Annotated in this window: 12 protein-coding genes; 6 read left to right on the top strand and 6 right to left on the bottom strand. The window is 62.9% G+C overall.

The genetic code is table 11. From position 1 onward, the window contains the following. Window positions 1–14: 14 nt before the first annotated feature. Together NMQ16_RS01885 and NMQ16_RS01895 are read right to left on the bottom strand one after the other, a co-directional pair. Window positions 15–3671 (bottom strand): right-handed parallel beta-helix repeat-containing protein, encoded by a 3657-nt coding sequence (locus NMQ16_RS01885; RefSeq protein ID WP_306441606.1) that lies wholly within the window; start codon window positions 3669–3671, stop codon window positions 15–17. Window positions 3672–3712: 41 nt separating this feature from the next. Next, the gene (locus NMQ16_RS01895) at window positions 3713–5668 is read right to left on the bottom strand and encodes an aminotransferase class I/II-fold pyridoxal phosphate-dependent enzyme (protein ID WP_257078784.1); all 1956 of its coding nucleotides are present in this window, start codon (window positions 5666–5668) and stop codon (window positions 3713–3715) included. Window positions 5669–5988: 320 nt separating this feature from the next. On the opposite strand from NMQ16_RS01895, the gene NMQ16_RS01900 reads away from it, so the two are divergent. The 6 genes from NMQ16_RS01900 to NMQ16_RS01925 are packed head-to-tail and all read left to right on the top strand — an operon-like array spanning window position 5989 to window position 12710. After that, the gene (locus tag NMQ16_RS01900) at window positions 5989–6978 is read left to right on the top strand and encodes a polysaccharide biosynthesis/export family protein (protein ID WP_257078785.1); all 990 of its coding nucleotides are present in this window, start codon (window positions 5989–5991) and stop codon (window positions 6976–6978) included. A gap of 1 nt (window position 6979) precedes the next feature. Further along, window positions 6980–8473, top strand: a complete 1494-nt coding sequence (locus NMQ16_RS19315) for a GumC family protein (protein WP_257078786.1) — start codon at window positions 6980–6982, stop codon at window positions 8471–8473. Further along, entirely contained in the window at window positions 8470–9117 is a 648-nt protein-coding gene (locus NMQ16_RS01910; protein ID WP_257078787.1) for a hypothetical protein, read from the top strand. Before NMQ16_RS19315 ends, NMQ16_RS01910 begins: the two co-directional genes overlap by 4 nt. Before the next feature lie 7 nt (window positions 9118–9124). Beyond that, window positions 9125–10621: an O-antigen ligase gene (locus NMQ16_RS01915; protein WP_257078788.1), complete on the top strand. Its 1497-nt coding sequence runs from the start codon at window positions 9125–9127 to the stop codon at window positions 10619–10621. Further along, the gene (locus NMQ16_RS01920; protein WP_257078789.1) at window positions 10618–11553 is read left to right on the top strand and encodes a glycosyltransferase family 2 protein; all 936 of its coding nucleotides are present in this window, start codon (window positions 10618–10620) and stop codon (window positions 11551–11553) included. Before NMQ16_RS01915 ends, NMQ16_RS01920 begins: the two co-directional genes overlap by 4 nt. After that, on the top strand, window positions 11550–12710 hold the full coding sequence (locus NMQ16_RS01925) for a glycosyltransferase (protein ID WP_257078790.1): 1161 nt from the start codon (window positions 11550–11552) through the stop codon (window positions 12708–12710). The genes NMQ16_RS01920 and NMQ16_RS01925 overlap by 4 nt, the downstream gene beginning before the upstream one ends. Here NMQ16_RS01925 and NMQ16_RS01930 read toward each other — a convergent pair. The 4 genes from NMQ16_RS01930 to NMQ16_RS01945 form a co-directional block, all read right to left on the bottom strand. Further along, window positions 12685–14133, bottom strand: coding sequence for a flippase (locus NMQ16_RS01930; protein ID WP_257078791.1), 1449 nt, complete (start codon window positions 14131–14133; stop codon window positions 12685–12687). The genes NMQ16_RS01925 and NMQ16_RS01930 overlap by 26 nt on opposite strands. A 62-nt stretch (window positions 14134–14195) precedes the next feature. Further along, the gene (locus NMQ16_RS01935) at window positions 14196–15131 is read right to left on the bottom strand and encodes a UDP-glucuronic acid decarboxylase family protein (RefSeq protein ID WP_257078915.1); all 936 of its coding nucleotides are present in this window, start codon (window positions 15129–15131) and stop codon (window positions 14196–14198) included. An 89-nt stretch (window positions 15132–15220) separates the two neighbouring features. After that, the gene (locus NMQ16_RS01940; protein WP_257078792.1) at window positions 15221–16591 is read right to left on the bottom strand and encodes an undecaprenyl-phosphate glucose phosphotransferase; all 1371 of its coding nucleotides are present in this window, start codon (window positions 16589–16591) and stop codon (window positions 15221–15223) included. A gap of 109 nt (window positions 16592–16700) precedes the next feature. Beyond that, complete coding sequence (locus NMQ16_RS01945) at window positions 16701–17504, bottom strand: class I SAM-dependent methyltransferase (RefSeq protein ID WP_257078793.1); 804 nt, start codon at window positions 17502–17504, stop codon at window positions 16701–16703. Window positions 17505–17596 lie beyond the last annotated feature (92 nt).

Raw genomic sequence — 17596 nt, forward strand, 5'->3', positions numbered from 1 at the left:
GGCTGCAGTCATCTTCAGATGAACTGATAATCGACCTCGTGCAGCAGCGTCACACCGACCATCGTGAAGTGCTCGGTCATCGCAACACCGTCGTCGGTATGGTGAATCTGCCACAGACCGTCGTAACCGGCATACTCGATGGAGGCGTCCGGGCCATATCCCTCGAACATCAGCAGGTCGCCGTACAGCGCATACCAGCCTTCGAAATCGAGTACGGCACCGTGCTCCTCACCCTGACGGAACAGAAACACGTCGTCGCCCGCACCCCCGAACATCAGATCGTAGCCCTGACCGCCTTCAAGGATGTCATTGCCGGCGCCACCATCCATGTAGTCGTCGCCGTCACCACCGAGCAGGTAGTCATTGCCGCCCAATCCGAACAGCACATCCTCGCCACCGTTGCCCTGCAGCGAGTTGGTTGCTCCATTGCCTTGAAGGTAGTTGTCGCTGTCATTGCCTGCCACCCCGGCCACAGCATCCCCGATCAGGATGACGTTCTCAACGAAGTCCGGCAGGGCGTAATCGGCGCTCGTGAACACGGTGTCGGTACCGCTGTCGGGAAACTCCAGCACGCGATCGTCGATGTCGTCGATGAGGTAAATATCGTCGCCACGCCCACCAATCATCACATCCGCACCTTCTCCACCATCCAGCGTGTCGTTTCCGTCCTTGCCGATCAGAACATCCGTCTCTCCCATGCCGAAGAGGAAATCGTCGTCATCCGTTCCGGTCATCAGATCGATTCGCTCATCGCCCGTCAACTGCGTGCCTTCGAGAAGGTTCACATCGCCGATCACGTCGGCATCGCCGTTCTGCTTCAGCGCGTTCCATTCATTGATGTCGCTGCCCGTTTCGCCGGGTCCCCAAAGTTCATCGGGATTGAAGCCCCAGCGATAGAAATCCCCGCCATCTGCGTTGTAGTAGTGATTGGCGCCGATGTTGCGCGGAAGAAAAATGGTGGGCGCATCGATCATGATGCTGGTGATGTTGCTGGCACCCGATCCCGTATGCGTCCCTGAGGACGCAATCACGTTACCGTAGATCGTGTAGTTCCGGATCTGGTCGACCTCGTCGACAGAAAATGAACCGACGAAAAGTTCGGTCGGCCGTGCAAAATTGTTGTGCGCCTCGGACTGCATGTTGTCGAACACGTAGTTGTCGTAAAAGCTGAAGTCCGAAGAACGGAAGGCAACGAAACCCTGACCGCCGTTTCCGTACAGCACGTTGCCATAAACGTCGTTGAATTTTGCCCAGTGGTCGAGTTCGATGCCATTGCCGTCCGGTCCGAACACCTCGTAGGTACCGAACACCACGTTGTTGCGGACCGTGTTGTAGCGCGCCGCGTCCTCCTCGGCCGTCGCCGAATAGACGTGGATGCCCGAGGTGCCGATGTTGTTCGCGCCGTTGTAGGCCACCTCGTTGGACTCGACGATCACATAGTTGGCGTGAAGTTCGACGCCATGATCACCGTTGCTGAGGATGCTGTTGCGGGCGATCACGGTTTCCTCGCCCGGCGCACCGCCGGCGAGCGTGATCGCCACGCCATGACTGACGTGATTGTGAATCACGTTGCCTTCCACCCGGTTCGCCGTACCGGCGCCATTGGTAATCCAGACGCCCAGTTCGGAATGGCTGATCTCGTTGTCGACCACTGAAATGTGAGTCGATCCATTGACGATGTTCACCGCGCCATGTTCGGCACCGGTCACATGCAGGCCCTGCAGCGTCGCCCAAGAGGCATTGTCAAACGTGACACTGCCGGTGACGATCGGCCGGCCGAGATTGGCGACGTCGCCGTAACTGCCAATGGTCACGGGTGCGCCGCTGTCGGCCTGCACCGTCACGGAAAAGGATTCATTGATCGTGGTGCCGGCCTTTTGCAGGTAGTCGGTACCCGGATTCCACTCCACGCTGTACCAGGAATTGAACGGACTCTGCAGCGAGCCGTTACCGCCGTCGGTCGCATTCGGATCGATGTACACCTTGGTGCGGTCCGCAATGCGGATCACGCCGTTTACCTCGATCTGTTCAACATTGCGCACGTCGAGGTCGAGATTGACAAAGGAAAACAGTACGCCGGTATCGCTCGCCGCATCGAAGTGACGGCTCGAAAACGCGGCCAGCGCATCGATCTCGGCCTGAAGGGCGCGATCGGCCATCTGTTCGTCGGTAAGTGTCAGGCGCAGCGTGTCGAGACCGGTACCGCCGTCGTAGAGGTCACGCCCGGCGGCGAGCGCCTGGCCGTCGTGCAGCAGCACATCGTCTCCCGCACCGGCATAGGCCTGATCCGCGCCGGCTTCGCCATCCATCGTGTCGTTTCCGGCCCCGCCCGACATCTGGTCGTTGCCGTCGCCACCGTACATGAGGTCGTCGCCATCGCCGCCCTGCACGCGGTCGTCGCCACCACCACCGTGGAGCAAGTCATTGTCGCCCTCACCAAACAGATCGTCGCCGTCATCACCTCCGCGCAGCGTGTCGGCGCCACCGCCGCCGAACAACAGATCGGCACCAGCATCGCCATCCAGCACATCATCGCCTTCGCGACCGAACAACTGGTCGTTGCCGCCGCCACCCACCAGCGTATCGATGCCCATACCACCGTCCAGCGTATCCCCGCCATCGCCGCCGTCAAGGTGGTCATCGTCGGCCTGACCGTACATCTCGTCTGCGCCCTCGCCACCGCGCAGGATGTCTCGGCCCTCGCCTCCGAAAAGAGCGTCGCCCTCGCCGCCGCCGTCGAGTTCGTCATCGCCGTCGTCGCCAAACAGCACGTCGATACCGGTGCCGCCAAGCAGGATGTCATGCCCGCTTCCGCCCACGATCATGTCATTGCCAGCACCGCCATTCAGACTGTCATTGCCGACTCCGCCATCCAGCGTATCGTCGTCGTCGTCGCCGGCCAGAACGTCGTCGCCAGCCTCACCATAAAGTGTGTCCGCACCACCTTCACCCTGCATCGTGTCGTTGTCGGCCCCGCCGAACAGCAAGTCGGCTCCGGCTCCACCGTACAGGGTATCGATTCCGATACCGCCGCTCAGCAGGTCCGGAGCATCGCCCCCGTGCAAAATGTCGTTGCCAGACTGCCCGTAGAGGTAGTCGGTGCCGCCGCCGCCGCGTATCGTGTCGTCGTCGTCACCGCCATCCAGCACGTCATCGCCGTCGCCGCCATCCAGATCGTCGGCGCCGGCTTCGCCGAACAGTTCGTCCGCACCGTCGTCACCTGACAGCGTGTCGACGCCAGTGCCTCCCGACAGGCGGTCGTTGCCGAACCCGCCGAACATCAGGTCATCGCCGGCCTCGCCATACATCAGGTCGCCGTCCGCGCCGCCATCCATCGTGTCAGCGCCGGCCCCACCGGCAAGCACATCACTGCCGTCGCCACCGTTCAGCGTGTCATTGCCCTCGCCGCCATCCAGCGTGTCCGCGCCCAAGCCACCGTCCAGCAGGTCGGCGCCGAGCTGTCCGTAGAGCACGTCGTTGCCTTCGCCGCCGTTCACGACATCGTCGCCATCACCGGCCAGTACGGTATCGTCGCCTTCGAGCGCATCGATCTGCTCACCAGCGGCCGTCCCGAACAGGAGGTCCGCCGCGGAGGTGCCGGCGATGGTGGCCGTCAGTGCGGCGAGAAGGATCTTGTCATCGGTCACTTCTGACGTAGGGACGTCGCTCATGATTCGGTACTCCGCGCAGCGAGAATTGGGATCTGCAGGCGTCAGAAACGCCCAAGTTCATCGAGAACGATCGAATTGTGTTCCGGTTGGCCGACGGCCAGAAGGGCATAGTTGTGAAACACGAACTGATCGACGTTTGGCAGCACCAGTCCGCGCGAACGCAGGCGGGCACGCAGGGTGGCCGGATCGGTCGGACAGTTGAACAGGATGAAGTTGGTCTGGCTGGGCTGCACGGCGATATCAAGGGCGGTCAACCCCGCCGAGAGCTGCTCGCGGCCTTCGACGTTGGCGCGATAGACGCGGTCGCGAAAAGCCTGATCGGCCAGTACCTCCGGAGCGATGCGTGCGGCAGGCGCGCTGATCGAAAACGGCACCTCGGCTCGCGCCAGCAGCCGGACAAGCTCCGGCCGTGCGACGGCGTATCCGAGCCGCATTCCCGACAAGCCGAAGAATTTCGAAAAAGTGCGCAGCAGGACGACCGACGCGGCGCAGCTGTCGAGCGCTTGCGCTAGAGACGGACGCATCGCCGGCTCGGCGTACTGAAGATAAGCCTCGTCGACCACCAGCACCACATGTGCCGGCACCTTCCGGATGAATGCTTCCAGCGCCGAGGGTTCCAGCATCGCACCCGTCGGGTTGCACGGATTGCACAGGTAAACAAGGCGCGTGCGCGGCGTGACGGCGGCCAACAGCCCCGCGAGATCGTGCATCAATCCCCCGCTGCGCAGGTCGCCCCGCATGGAGACCTCGCTCGGAATTAGCTGCCAGCGCTGCGCGAAGGCATGAAAGAAGGACCACGTCGGCTTGGTGATGACGATACTGTCGCCCGGCGCGCAGAACAACCGCAGCATGCGGTCGATCAACTCACTGCTGCCTGGCGCTATCGCTATGCAGGCCGACTCGACGCCGACCTCAGCCGCGATCGCCGCCTTGAGTTCGGCATAGGTCGGATCCGGGTAGGCATACAGATCACGCCTGTCGAGCGACGATTCGAGAGCACCGCGGGCCGATGGATAGAAACCCTGTGCATTCTCCAATAGGTGCATGTAGGCGCCCTCCGCCTGCCCCGCCGCCGCGTCACGGAAAGTCTCCGGCAGTATGTCGATCGCGCCGCCACCGGCGAGCACACCAGGAATACGCACTGCGGCCAGCTTCGATGCGGAAACCACCTGCTCGTGAAAGGCCCGACCATTGACCTCGGCGGCAGGTGCCGTAGCTGCCCAGAGAAAAGCGGGTAACAGAACCTCGGCATCTTCCATGAGTGCGAAGGTGGCCGCATCGTAGTAACCCTTCGTCATATCCGTCCGCACGGAGCGCGGGCGCAGCGAGGTGATGCTCAGCAAGCCGCTGTCGTCGTCGATCGCAAAAGCGCGGCCGAGCGCCTCGAGTCCATCCTTGCTCACGCCATAGCCGGCGAGGCCCGGTGCGGCGTGCCCGACGATGCCCGAGGATACGTTCACTACACGCAGCGCCCGCCCGTCCATGCGTGCCTGCGCGTGCGCTGCAGCCACGCAGAAGGCTGCCGACAGCACGTTGCCACGCAACACCCGCGTCCAGTCGGTATCGGTATAACGCCCGGCAGCTGTTGCATGCGGACCGGTCACCGCGGCGTTGTTGATCAGCACGTCGATGCAACCGAAACGCGCGCGCGCTTCCCGGACCAGCGCCTGTGCACCTGCTTCGGTGGAAACATCGGCTTCGATCGCATGAACGCGTGCCGCATCGGCGGACAGCGCCTGCAGCGCAGCGTCAAGCCGCCCGCGATGGCGGCCATTGAGCACGACACGCGCGCCCGCATCGAGAAAGCCGCGCGCCAGCGCAAGCCCGATACCGCTCGACGAACCGGTAATGATGACAACGCGGCCGGCGATGTCCTCCGCAACCTGCTGCATGGGAGGGGCTGCCACGGGGAGCGGTCCGGCCGGCGGGAAAAGCTTGTTCAGTACCTTCCGGCCAATGATCTGCAGACGTGCTGCGGACCGTCTGAGTTTGCGCATGACGCCTATCTTCCCTGCTGTTCAAATCGTGATGGATGATACAAGGGGGTTCCGGCAAACCTTTATATAATCAGCCTCGCAGTGTTGCGCGGTGCACGAAGCAGTGTCCGCTTGCATTGTTCCGTAGCCGTTTCGGCCGATGCAACACAATGAACCGTCACGGCCGCGTGTTCACAAACTGCCGATCACATTCCCCAATGGATAACATTACGAGCCTGCTGAGGGCACTGCCAGGGTCGTGTCTCGACGCGGTCCTGCGTTGTATCGCCCGCGTCGTCGCTCTACTGCCTGGTTTGGCCTGTGCGGTACTCGCTGGCTGCGTGTCGAACGGCCCCACCGTCGAGGACGGCCCGGACGGCCGCGTCAACATCACCGAAGAAGGACGGGCGAATCCGGAAGCGATCCGCGACCGCATCTTCCACGACATGACGCGCGGTCTGTCAGCCTACCGCCTGATAGCCGGCGACGTACTCGAAGTGCTTTACCTGAGCAGCAACAGGCCGCAGCCGATGGAATACGTGCTGGGCGTTGGCGACCGCTTGCGCATTGAGTTCCACTACACTGGCGAGGCGCCGCGTGAATTGCTGATCCGTCCCGATGGCCGCATCACGGTACCCCTCAAGGGCGATGTACTGGCCGCCGGGCGTACCTCGATGCAGCTTGCGCAAGAACTCGAGGCGGTCTACGCCGACACGTTCCGCGATCCGCGCATCTCGGTCATCGTCGAACAGTACACGTCGAAGATAGAGGATTTGCGCGTGTCGCTCACAAATCTGCAACGCGGCCGCTCGCAAAAGGCCACTATCGCACCCGATGGTTCGGTCTATCTGCCCTACCTGCCATCGATACGTGTCGCGGGCATGACGCAGGACGAAGCACGCAACGCGATCAACGCGGAGTACGCCAAGGCGTTCAGCAACCTTGAGGTGTCGGTGCTGCTCGAAACCGCGACCGGCAACCGGGTGTTCGTGTTCGGCGAGGTGGCGCGGCCGGGAGTCGTGCAACTGACCGGTACGATGACCGCGATGCAGGCTGTCGCCAGTGCGGGCGGTCACCTGCCGACCGGGTCGCTGTCTGACATCCGCGTGCTGTACTGGAAGCCGGGCGAGACGGAACCGCGCCTGCGCACCATCAACATCGCACGCGCCTTCAACGACCGGCGCGCAGACGAGGACCTAGTGCTGCCGCCGAACAGCAGCATCTACGTGCCACCGACCAGCATCACGCTCGCCAATCGCGCGGTGGACCAGTTCCTGCGCCAGCTCTTCCTGTTCAACGGGGTGGGTATCGGCTTCCAGAGGGAGTTCTGACGTGAGACAGATCGGTCGAGTCTCGCTGAGGGACCTGCTCTACATATTGTTCCGTGACAAGTGGCGCATCCTTGTCGCGGTATTCACTGCCTTTGTCGCCACATCCATCTATCTGGCCTTCGAGCATTCGATCTACGTCGCCGAATCCCGGGTACTCATCCGCGTCGGCAAGGAGAAGTTGTCCGGCCTTGAGCCCTACGCCAAGGACAGCTACAACATCCTTTTTCAGGAACGTGGTCAGGACATCCACAACGGAATCGAGTTGCTGAACGACGAGACGCTTTCTTATCGCGTGTTCGAGAAGCTGCGCCCTTATCTGCAGCCGGAGCCTCGCCCGGAAGGATGGCTCAAGCGCCTGAAATACGAAGCAAAGGAACTGGTGACATCGATCAAGAAGGTGCTCTACGAGCCTCTGTTCTGGTTCGGTCTGAAGACGCGCCTCAGCGACGAGGAAATGATGGTACGCGCGCTTCGCGCTTCCTTGGCAGTTGAAGCGATCGAGGACACGGACATCCTGAAAGTGAGCTTCGGCTGGCCCGATCCGCAGTTTGCGGCGCTGGCATTGAATACCTACACCAGCGAGTTCGTCGCTCAGCACATTCGTGTCCACCAGAACTCGACCTCCGAGGATTTCTACATTCAGCAGATCGCGCAGAAGCGCCGTGCCCTCGACGAGGCGGAAAGTACGCTGACCGCCTTCCGCACCGAACACGGCATCGGCAATCTCGACCTGCAGAAGGAACTGCTGCTCAAGGACATCACCGAACTGGAATCGCGCCTGCGTGAGTCCACGTTGCAGCACGAGGAGTACGTGGCCCTGCTGGATGGCGTGCAGCGGGCGCGCAGGACGGGTGAAGAATGGATACAGACACCGGACTTCGTGCAGCGGACCACGCTCGACCTTTCGTCACTGGACAAGCAGTACTACGAACTGGTCGCCCAGCGCTCGCTGCTTGCAACGACGCACTCGAAGGAATCGCGCGAGCTTGCACAACTGCGCGAGCGCGTCGCATCGCTGCGCCTGCAGAAGGCGGAGAGTCTGATCACCTTCTTCCGTCTGAACAGTGAGGCAATCGGCCAGCAGATGGCCTCGCTGCAGAAGAAGCTCGACACGCTCCACCAGCGCCTGACCGAATACAACGCATACGGCCTGCAGCTCGCAGAGCTCACGCGCGCGCAGATGTTGAACGAGCAAAGCTATCTCGCCTATCGCAAGAAGGCAGAGGAACTTCGTATTTCCGACGAACTTAACGCGGAGAAGATCTCCGGCGTACGCGTCATCAGCGATGCGCGACCGCCGGTCGAACCCGCTGCCCCGCGCCGTCTTCTCATCCTCGGCATCGCCCTGCTGGTCGGTCTGTTCCTCGGTGTGGGCTACTCCGCGATCAGCGAGTACTTCGACGACACCTTCCGCAGTGCCGACGACGTGCGGCGCATACTCGGTGCCGACCTGATGCTGACGGTGCCCCACCACGATGCCGGGAGCCGTAGATGAACCTCACCGACAGCGTCACCGATTTCCGCCTGCCCGGAGCGGTGCGCGAGCAGCTGCTGCAGTCACGCATCTTCCCCGACCTGCTGGTCGATGATGCACCGCGTACTCTTGCTGTCTGCGCATGCAACGCTGGTGCCGGCACCACCACGGTCGCGCTCAACCTCGCACTGATGCTTGCGGCTCGCAACGGCGAACAGGTGTCTCTCATCGACGCCAACTTCCGCTCGCCCGGACTGTCAGTCGGTCAGTCCGAGGAGGCGGGTTTCAGCGCCTTTGCCGCTGGCAGGGTCTCGTTCAACGATGCATTCGTCAGAGGCCCGGACGGCGTACGCCTGATGCCGCGCGGCCGCTGCGAAGACCCGCTGGCCGTGATGCGCGAGGGTGCGCAACGGCTGGCCGACGCCCCGCATCCGGCCGCCATGCGCACACTGATCGACCTGCCTCCGCTGCTCGCACACCCCGACGCGCTGATGCTTGCGCGCGCCGCCGACGGCGTGCTGCTGGTGCTGGAGGCTGAGGAAACTCGCTGGCCCGTTGCCCGCGAAGCACGTCAGCGAATCGAGGCTGCAGGCCTGCGCATCGCTGGCGCGGTCCTCAACAAGAAGCGACACTACGTGCCGGGCTGGCTCTACCGACTGCTCTGAGCGGCGAATGCGCCCGAGCGTCGATACCTCCTGGCTGACCGACAGCGCACCGCTTCCTCGGCGGCGCCTGATCGAACTGGCGATCGCTGCCCTGCTCGGCCTGCTTGCTGCAGCCCTTGCCGCCAAGCTCGGCGGATCGAGCAACAAGGTGATCGCCGTCGTGCTGTTCGGCATCCTCGCGGCCCCGATCCTGCTGTGGTTCCGCGATCCGCAGTTGCTGGCAACGCTCGCCGTCGCTGGACTGGCGTTCACGATTCCGCTCAACCTCGACTTCAACCTGTTCTACCGACCGCATGTGGGCGGCGCGCCCAGCATCACCGTCAATCTGACGTTGCTCATGCTGATGGCGTTCTACGTACTATGGATCTACCGCATGACAGTCGGCCTGCAACCTGTGGTGCTCACGCTGCACAAGCCGATTGCATGGACGGGCGCCTCGCTGCTTGTCGTGCCGCTGTTCTCGCTCGTCAATGCAAGCGACGCCAGCCTGGTGTGGCTGGAGTGGTTTCGCCTGCTGTGCATGGTGGCAGCGATGTTCGCGCTGATGAGCCTGCAGAGCGAGCGCCTGCTGCGCCTGTGGATCACCATCCTGTCGGTACAGGTATTCATACAGGCTTGTCTGGCTGCTGCACAGTATGGACTCAGGCGCTCGCTTGGTCTCGGCATCTTCGGCGAGGAGGCTCTGGTCCAGCAGGACATCGGCCATGTGGTGAACCGTGCAACCGGCACGGTGGGTCACCCGAACGTGCTCAGCTATTTCTTCGAAATCCTGCTGCCTGTCATGCTGGCACTGGCGCTGGCACGACAGCCGGTGCATCGCCGGCTGTGGTTCGGCCTGGTGTTCGTCGCCGGCATCGGCGGCATCCTGACCACGCTCTCGCGCGGCAGCTGGTTGACGCTCCCGATATCGCTCGGCATCGTTTTCCTGATGACCTATGGTCACCGCATCGTCCGCGTCAAGGCGGCCGCGACCGCCTTCCTGCTGGGCTGCGGCCTGCTGGTCGCGCTCTACTTTGCCTATCCGACGATCGAGAAGCGCTTCACGCACACCGACTACAAGAGCGCCGGCTCGCGCATGCCGTTGAACCGCGCCGCCTGGTCCATCATCGAACAGTTCCCGGTGGTCGGCGTCGGCCTCAACAACTTCGCCGAGAACTTCAAGCGTTACGACAAGACAGGCTACTCGCGCATCTTCCGCGGCTACCGACACGTGGTGCACAACCTGCATCTGTGGATCTGGACCGAAACCGGCACGCTCGGCCTGCTCGCCTATCTGGCGCCCTTCTTCGTCACGATCTGGGTAGGCTGGCGACATGCACCGCACGCGCCGCCGGTGCCGCGCGCCATCATGGTGGGCATCGCGGCCGGCCTGCTGGCGCATCTGATGCACGGCATGGTCGACCCCGGCTTCCGCGTGTCGCTGACCGTGTCGTTCCTCATTTTCACTTCGATGGGCGTGGTCGGGGCTCTCGCCATGCGTTATCCGGTCAGGCCACGGCGGTGAGTGAACATCTTCCCGCCGTCAGCGTGGTCATCGTGACCTGGAACTGCGCCGCGCTGGTCGATGCCTGCATGCGTTCGCTGCAGCAGCATGCCGGCGTTGTCGAGTACGAGGTGATCGTCGTCGATAACGCCTCTGCCGACGGCACCGCTGCACACGTGGCAAAGACCTGGCCGGCTGCACGACTGATCGCCAACGGCGAGAACACCGGCTTCGCGCGCGCCAGCAACCAGGGCATCGCGGCGGCCCGTCACGAACTGGTCTGCCTGCTCAACCCGGACACCGAACTGATCGAAGCCGACACGCTGCAGCGCATGGTGCAACGCATGACGGACCATCCGGACATCGCGATGAGCGGCGTACGCCTCGTCTTCGCCGACCGCAGCCATCAGGTCGGTGACGGCGGGCACCTGCCCAGCGTCGCGGCTGTGCTCGCTCACGCGACCTTGCTCACGCGCCTGTCGCCACGACGCTTCCGTGGCCTGTTCCTGCAGGACGGCTGCGCCCGCCCGCCATTCGAAGCGGTAGGTTGGGTATGCGGTGCCTGCACCCTGGTCCGCAAGTCCGCCGTGGCGAGAGCCGGCGGACTGGACGAGTCCTATTTCATGTACGGCGAAGACATCGAATGGGGCTGCCGCTTCAACCGCCTCGGCGAGCGTGTGGCCTACCTGCCCGACATCACCATCGTCCATCACCAGGGCGGTACCCAGAAGAACACGGGCCTGCCGCCGACGCGCTGGATAGACGGCATGGCCCGCATGTTCCATGACCATCACGACGGCCGGCACTGGACGCTGTTCCGCTACGCGCTCGCCGCCGGCTTCGGCCTGCGCGCCCTGCTCTATGCCTTGCGCGGCGATTCCGGCTCGCGCGGGGCCGAAATGCGCGCCTATGCCCGTCACATGTTTGCCCTGAAACGCCCGGACAGCCCATGAACTGCATGACCGACAAGCCCGTGGCCCACCAGCCGCTGCGTATCGCCCTGATGGGCAGCCGCGGCATTCCGGCCACCTACAGCGGCTTCGAAACCTTCTACGAACAGCTGGCGGTGCGGCTTGCCGCGCGCGGACACGTGGTCACCGTCTACAACCGCCGCCACCACTTCAAGACTCACCTGCCCGACTACAAGGGCGTACGCATCGTCACTTTGCCGTCCATCCCGTCCAAACATCTGGACACGCTCACCCACAGCTTCCTGTCGATGCTGCATGCGCTGTGGTCCGGCAACGACGTGTTCTATCTGGTCATCGTCGGCAACAGCCCTTTGGTGTGGCTGGCCCACCTGTTCGGCAAGAAGGTCATCCTGAACGTCGATGGCGCAGATTTCGCGCGCGACAAATGGACCGGATTCGCGAAGCGCTACCTGCAGTGGACCGAGCGCATCGCTGCAAAATCGGCTGACGTCGTGATTGCCGACTCGACGGTGATCGAGCGGCGCTATCGGGAGCTGTTCGGCCGCGACACGCTGTACATCCCGTACGGCGCGAATCCGCAGCCGCGCAGCGAGCGGCACTACGCCAGCGACGTGCTCGCGCGATTCGGCCTGACCGCCGGCGACTACCTCCTGTTCGTGAGCCGCATGACGCCGGAGAACCGGGCCCACATCCTGGTCGAGGCGCACCGCCGTTCGGGCAGTCGCCGCAAGCTGGTGCTGGTCGGGGACGCGCCTTATGTCGACGACTACAAGCGCGAAGTGCAGGCCGCCTGCGCGGCGTCAGGCAACTGCATCATGACCGGCTACCTGTTCGGCGACGACTACCGCCAGATCAGCAGTCACTGCAGCTACTACGTGCTGCCGGCCGGCATCGACGGCACGCGGCCGGTACTGCTCGACCAGATGGCCTTCGGCAACTGCGTGGTGGTGCGCGACACGCCGGCGAACATGGAGGTGATCGGTGATGCCGGGCTAAGTTTTTCCGACGCCGACGACGTCGAAAGTCTGGCAGCCGTCATCCGTCGGCTGGACGCCGATCAGTCGGAAGTCGAGGCGATGCGCGGGCGAGCCCTGGAACGGGTCGCCGGGCGCTATTCGTGGGACCGCATCACCGACCAGTACGAAGCGCTGTTCAGGTCGATGCAGCCTGGCGCCTGAGTCGCCGGGCTTCCAGCAGGCCGCGCAGGCCAGCCACCGGAAGCAGCTCGAAAAACAGCACCAGCGCAGCGTAGGCGACGAGCGCGATCACCACGGCGGGCAGCCATCCGATCAACGGCACTGCTGCAAAGAGCACCAGCGCCAGCGCCAGCGAGGCAGCCGCGATGCTGACCATGGGTCGCAAGGGATAGAGGTTGCCGAAGCGTGTCAGCATGTAGTACTGCGACACCGCCATCATCGACAATTGTCCGCATACTGCGGCAATTGCTGCGCCGGTCGTGCCGTAGCGCGGAATCAGCCACAGATTGAGTGCGATGTTCACCGCCGCCGCCAGCGCGGCGTTCCAGTAGCCGTGCGCCACCTCGCCGATCGCGAGATTGATGCTGGATCCGATCAGCGTGACGACGATGAGCACGAAGCTCCAGACCAGGATCAACAGCGGCGCGACCGCGGGCAGATATTCCGCGCCCAGTATCAGCGCGATCACCGGTTCGGCTGCGTACGGCGCCACCACGGCAACAGGCAGCGCGCACACCAGTGCAGCCTGGATGATCACCTTGCAGCGTTCGATCGACGCAGCGCGGTCGCGCGCGATCTCGACCGTCAGAATGGGAATGAGTGGCGTCACCACGGTGATGGCAGCAAAGATCGCCACATCAAGGATGCGGTAGGCCGCGCTGTACTGTCCGACCGCACCCGGCCCGAGGAAGTGTTCGAGCATGAACACGTCGGCGCGCGAAATGACCGACGTGAACAGCGCGCTCACGCCAAGCGGGGCGGCCACCACCAGAAGCGATCGCAGCACACCGATGTCCGGTCTCAGATCAGGCTTGACCAGCCGGAGCATCAGTACGAATGCCACCACTGCATAGACCAGATTGCTCAGCACGAAACCGGCCGTCAGCATCGCGACGCTGATGTCGGGCCGTAGCATTACCACTCCAGCCAACGCCAGCTGTGCGATACCGAACACCGCGTTCGACCAGAGCGAAAGCCATGGCCGCTCGTACACTTGGTAAATGGGCTCGAAAAAGCGTGACGCCAGCACCGGCAGGCCTGCAGTGGCGACCAGCAAGGCAACCTGAACGCCATTCGGTCGCACGATCGCCACGATGACCCCGACCAGCATCACCACCATCAGCAACGCGCCACGCATCAGCATGAAGTTGCCCAGTTGCCTGGCGCGCTCAGCACCCGAGTGCAGCGAAAGCAACCGTGCAAGGAATGCCGTCGTCCCCATGTCGGCGAGGGCCACCCCTATGGTGACGAAGGCGAGCACATAGCTGAACTCGCCAAAGAAGCTCGCCCCCATCTGCCGTGCGACCACCAGCAACAACACCAGATTGGCGAATATCGACAGAACCCTGGCGATACCCTGGGCAAGCACATTTACGGCCAGTTGCGCTGCGATTGGATTTCTCATGGCTGATCTGCTGCCTGCGACATCGGCCCGACCGCTACCGGCACCGCACGGACAGGTTTCGTTCAGGCGCTGGTGGTACGCAGCGTGCGCTCGAAATAGGCGATCGTGTCGCTTAATCCCTGACTTATGGTCACCTTGGGCGTCCAGTCAAGAGTGCGCTGCGCGATCGTGATGTCGGGGCGCCGCCTGACCGGATCATTGACAGGCAAGGGAAGAAATTCGATCGTGGAAGAGGAACCTGTCATGTCGATGACCTGTTGCGCCAGTTCAAGCACGGTCTGCTCTGTCGGGTTACCCAGGTTGATCGGTCCGGACACTTCGTCACCGGTGGCCATCATGCGCACGAATGCTTCGACCATGTCGCTCACGTGGCAGAACGAGCGCGTCTGAGAGCCGTCGCCGTAGACGGTGATGGTTTCATTGCGCAGCGCCTGAACGATGAAATTCGACACCACGCGGCCATCGTCCTGCTGCATGCGGGAGCCATAAGTATTGAAAATGCGCCCGACCTTGATGCGCAGACCGTGCTGGCGGTGATAGTCGAAGAACAGCGTTTCGGCGCAGCGCTTGCCCTCGTCGTAACAGGCACGCGGTCCGATCGGGTTCACGCGCCCCCAGTAAGCCTCTTGTTGCGGATGGACTTCCGGGTCGCCATACACCTCGCTGGTCGATGCCTGAAAGATCTTAGCCTTCGTACGGCGCGCCAGCCCGAGCATGTTGATCGCACCGTGCACATTGGTCTTCACAGTCTGCACCGGATCGAACTGATAGCTCACCGGCGAAGCCGGACAGGCCAGGTTGTATATTTCATCGACCTCGATGTAGAGCGGAAAGGTAATGTCGTGACGCAACAGTTCGAAGCGCGGGTTGGGCAGCAGATGCTCGACGTTTTCCTTCGCGCCGGTGAAGAAATTGTCGACGCACACCACGTTGTTGCCGTCCGCCAGCAGCCGCTCGCACAGATGGGAACCGAGAAACCCCGACCCGCCGGTCACCATGACAACCTTGCGCTTGCTCACTGTTGTGTCCTCTTTGTTTGATGAACGCGCCCCACTCTGGCAGCGCCTCCCGGAATGCGGAAATCCGCCTAATAGGCGTTCGGATCGTTGAACGCCTTGGTGAAAGTGGCCAGAAGAATTCGTGTGTCCAGCTTCAACGACCAGTTGTTGATGTAGTCGAGGTCATAGCGGATCCGCCCCTCCATCTTTTCCGGCGTGTCGGTCTCGCCGCGATAGCCGTTGATCTGCGCCCAGCCGGTGATGCCCGGCTTGACCTTGTGCCGCAACATGTAGCCATCGATGAGCTTTCGCTGGCACTCGTTCAGCGCGACCGGATGCGGTCGCGGACCGACGATTGACATCGTGCCCTGCAGCACATTGATGAACTGCGGCAGTTCGTCCAGTGACGTACGACGCAGAAAGGCCCCAAGCAGGGTGACTCGTGCATCGCCTTTGCGCGCCTGGGTAAAGCGGTTTGCACCGTCCTCGCAGACGGTCATGGAACGGAATTTCCAGATTTCGAACTCCCGTCCGCCAAGGCCATATCGCTTCTGCCGGAAAATGACCGGCCCGGACGACGTGAGCTTGATCGCGATGGCAATGACGAGCATGGGCAACGCGATGCCGGTCAGGATGATGCTGCCGACGACGAGGTCGAACACCCGCTTGGAAGCCGCGTCGATACCGTGATGCGGCGTGTCGATCAGACCGATCATGGGCAGTCCGCTGAGGTTTTCCATACGCGGGCGCAGCAGGCCTAGGGCGGAGAAATCCGGGACGTAGTAAACGGTGACCGTACTGTCATGCAACTGATCAAGCAGATCGCGGATGCGCAGTTCGGAGCGCAGCGGCAGCGTGATGTAGATGATGTCCAGTTCGCCGGCGCGCGCCCGCGTCACCAGTTCTTCGAAGTTGCCATGCAGCCGCAGCGAAGCGGAGCGGCGATCGCCTTCGGCCGCAATCCGGTCATCGTAAAATCCGCCGAGCCTCAGCCCCATCCATGACGTGTGTTCGATGACGTGGGCGATGCGGGTGGCCGTGTCGTTGGCACCGGCGATCGCCGCGACGCGAAAATTTCCACCGCGCAGACGCACCATGCGCAGGCCGACGCGAACCGTGCCCCGCGTCGCCAGCATACCGAAGGCAGTGAAGCCGGCCCATTGCGGAATGACCAGTACCCCGCCGTCCAGCGGGCCGGAAGCAAGCACATAACTGGCGAGGCTGACGATGCCGATCGACGCTGCCCAGCACACGCCGGCACGCCCGAGTTCGCCACGCAGCGGCGATACGCGCCATGAACGATACAACGGCCAGATGCCGGCAAAAATGGTGAACAGCGCGACGGCAAGAAGCGAAGCAACGGTATGCAGCCCGTTCCACTGGACGCCGGCGTGGTAGAGCACCATCCAGAGCCCGCCGACAATCCATGACGCATCGATTACGCGGAACAGGTCCACCATGGTGGCACTGTGCGTATGCACCCATCCCTGATGGCGGGATGTCACCGGCCTCGGCAGGCTGGTCACGGTCGCGCCCCGGCCAATCGTGGAATCTTGCTGTGTTCAGCCATCAGACACTCACTCCGGACTTCTTGGTGACCAGTGCCATCACCCACGGATTCAGGCCGGTTCCGAGTGCTCGCGCCGGAATGTGTCCGATATAGCCCTGCACCAGCGGACGCAGGACTGCCGGCACCCGTCCGCAGGACAGAAAGCCCGAAATCGACTGCGGCTCGACCGAATACGGCAGGCCATCGAGGTAGCAATCGATATCCTCATAGGCCCAAAGGAAGTTTTCGCCCCAAGTCTTGTGCACCGAGACGTGCAAACGTGCCGACAGCCATTTTTCAAGTGCCGAAGCACGGCTGTCCAGATCATGTGCGACATCGACCGGGAAACGCCTGTTCGGCCCACCGATCAACGCGGCACCTCCCGGGCGTACGACGCGGAAAACCTCTCGCAACCATGCTCGACGCAAGGCGCGATAGTCGGGCAGGCGGTCGGAATGGCCGTTGGACGTACCGACGTGCTCGATCACTCCCAGCGTGTAGGCAAAATCAATCGAGTTGTCGGCAAAGGGCAGCCGGAACGTGGCCGGATCCACTACACACATGCGCTCGTAAGGCAGGTCCAGACGCGCCCAATGGCGATGCAGATCGGGCAGATCGACGCCGTAGGCGTCGTAGCCAAGATCGAGAAAGGTCTTCACCATTGCACCGACACCACAACCGACATCGAGCAGTGTCCGCGCACCGCGCGACTGCACGATGGGCTGCAGGTAGTCGACGGTCTTCCGGACGTTGACCGCCTCCTGGTCCGCGGCGTATTCGTCAGTCGTGACCTCGGGCGCCAGCGATGCATCTCCGGCGATCATGCTCCCGTAACCGCCGATCACACCACAGATTCGAGACAGGTCGAAACCGGCTCCGGCAGATATGGGCTGGGCATCACTCACTGGCGTCTCCT

Source organism: Methyloversatilis sp. XJ19-49, assembly GCF_024580145.1.
Lineage (GTDB): Bacteria > Pseudomonadota > Gammaproteobacteria > Burkholderiales > Rhodocyclaceae > Methyloversatilis.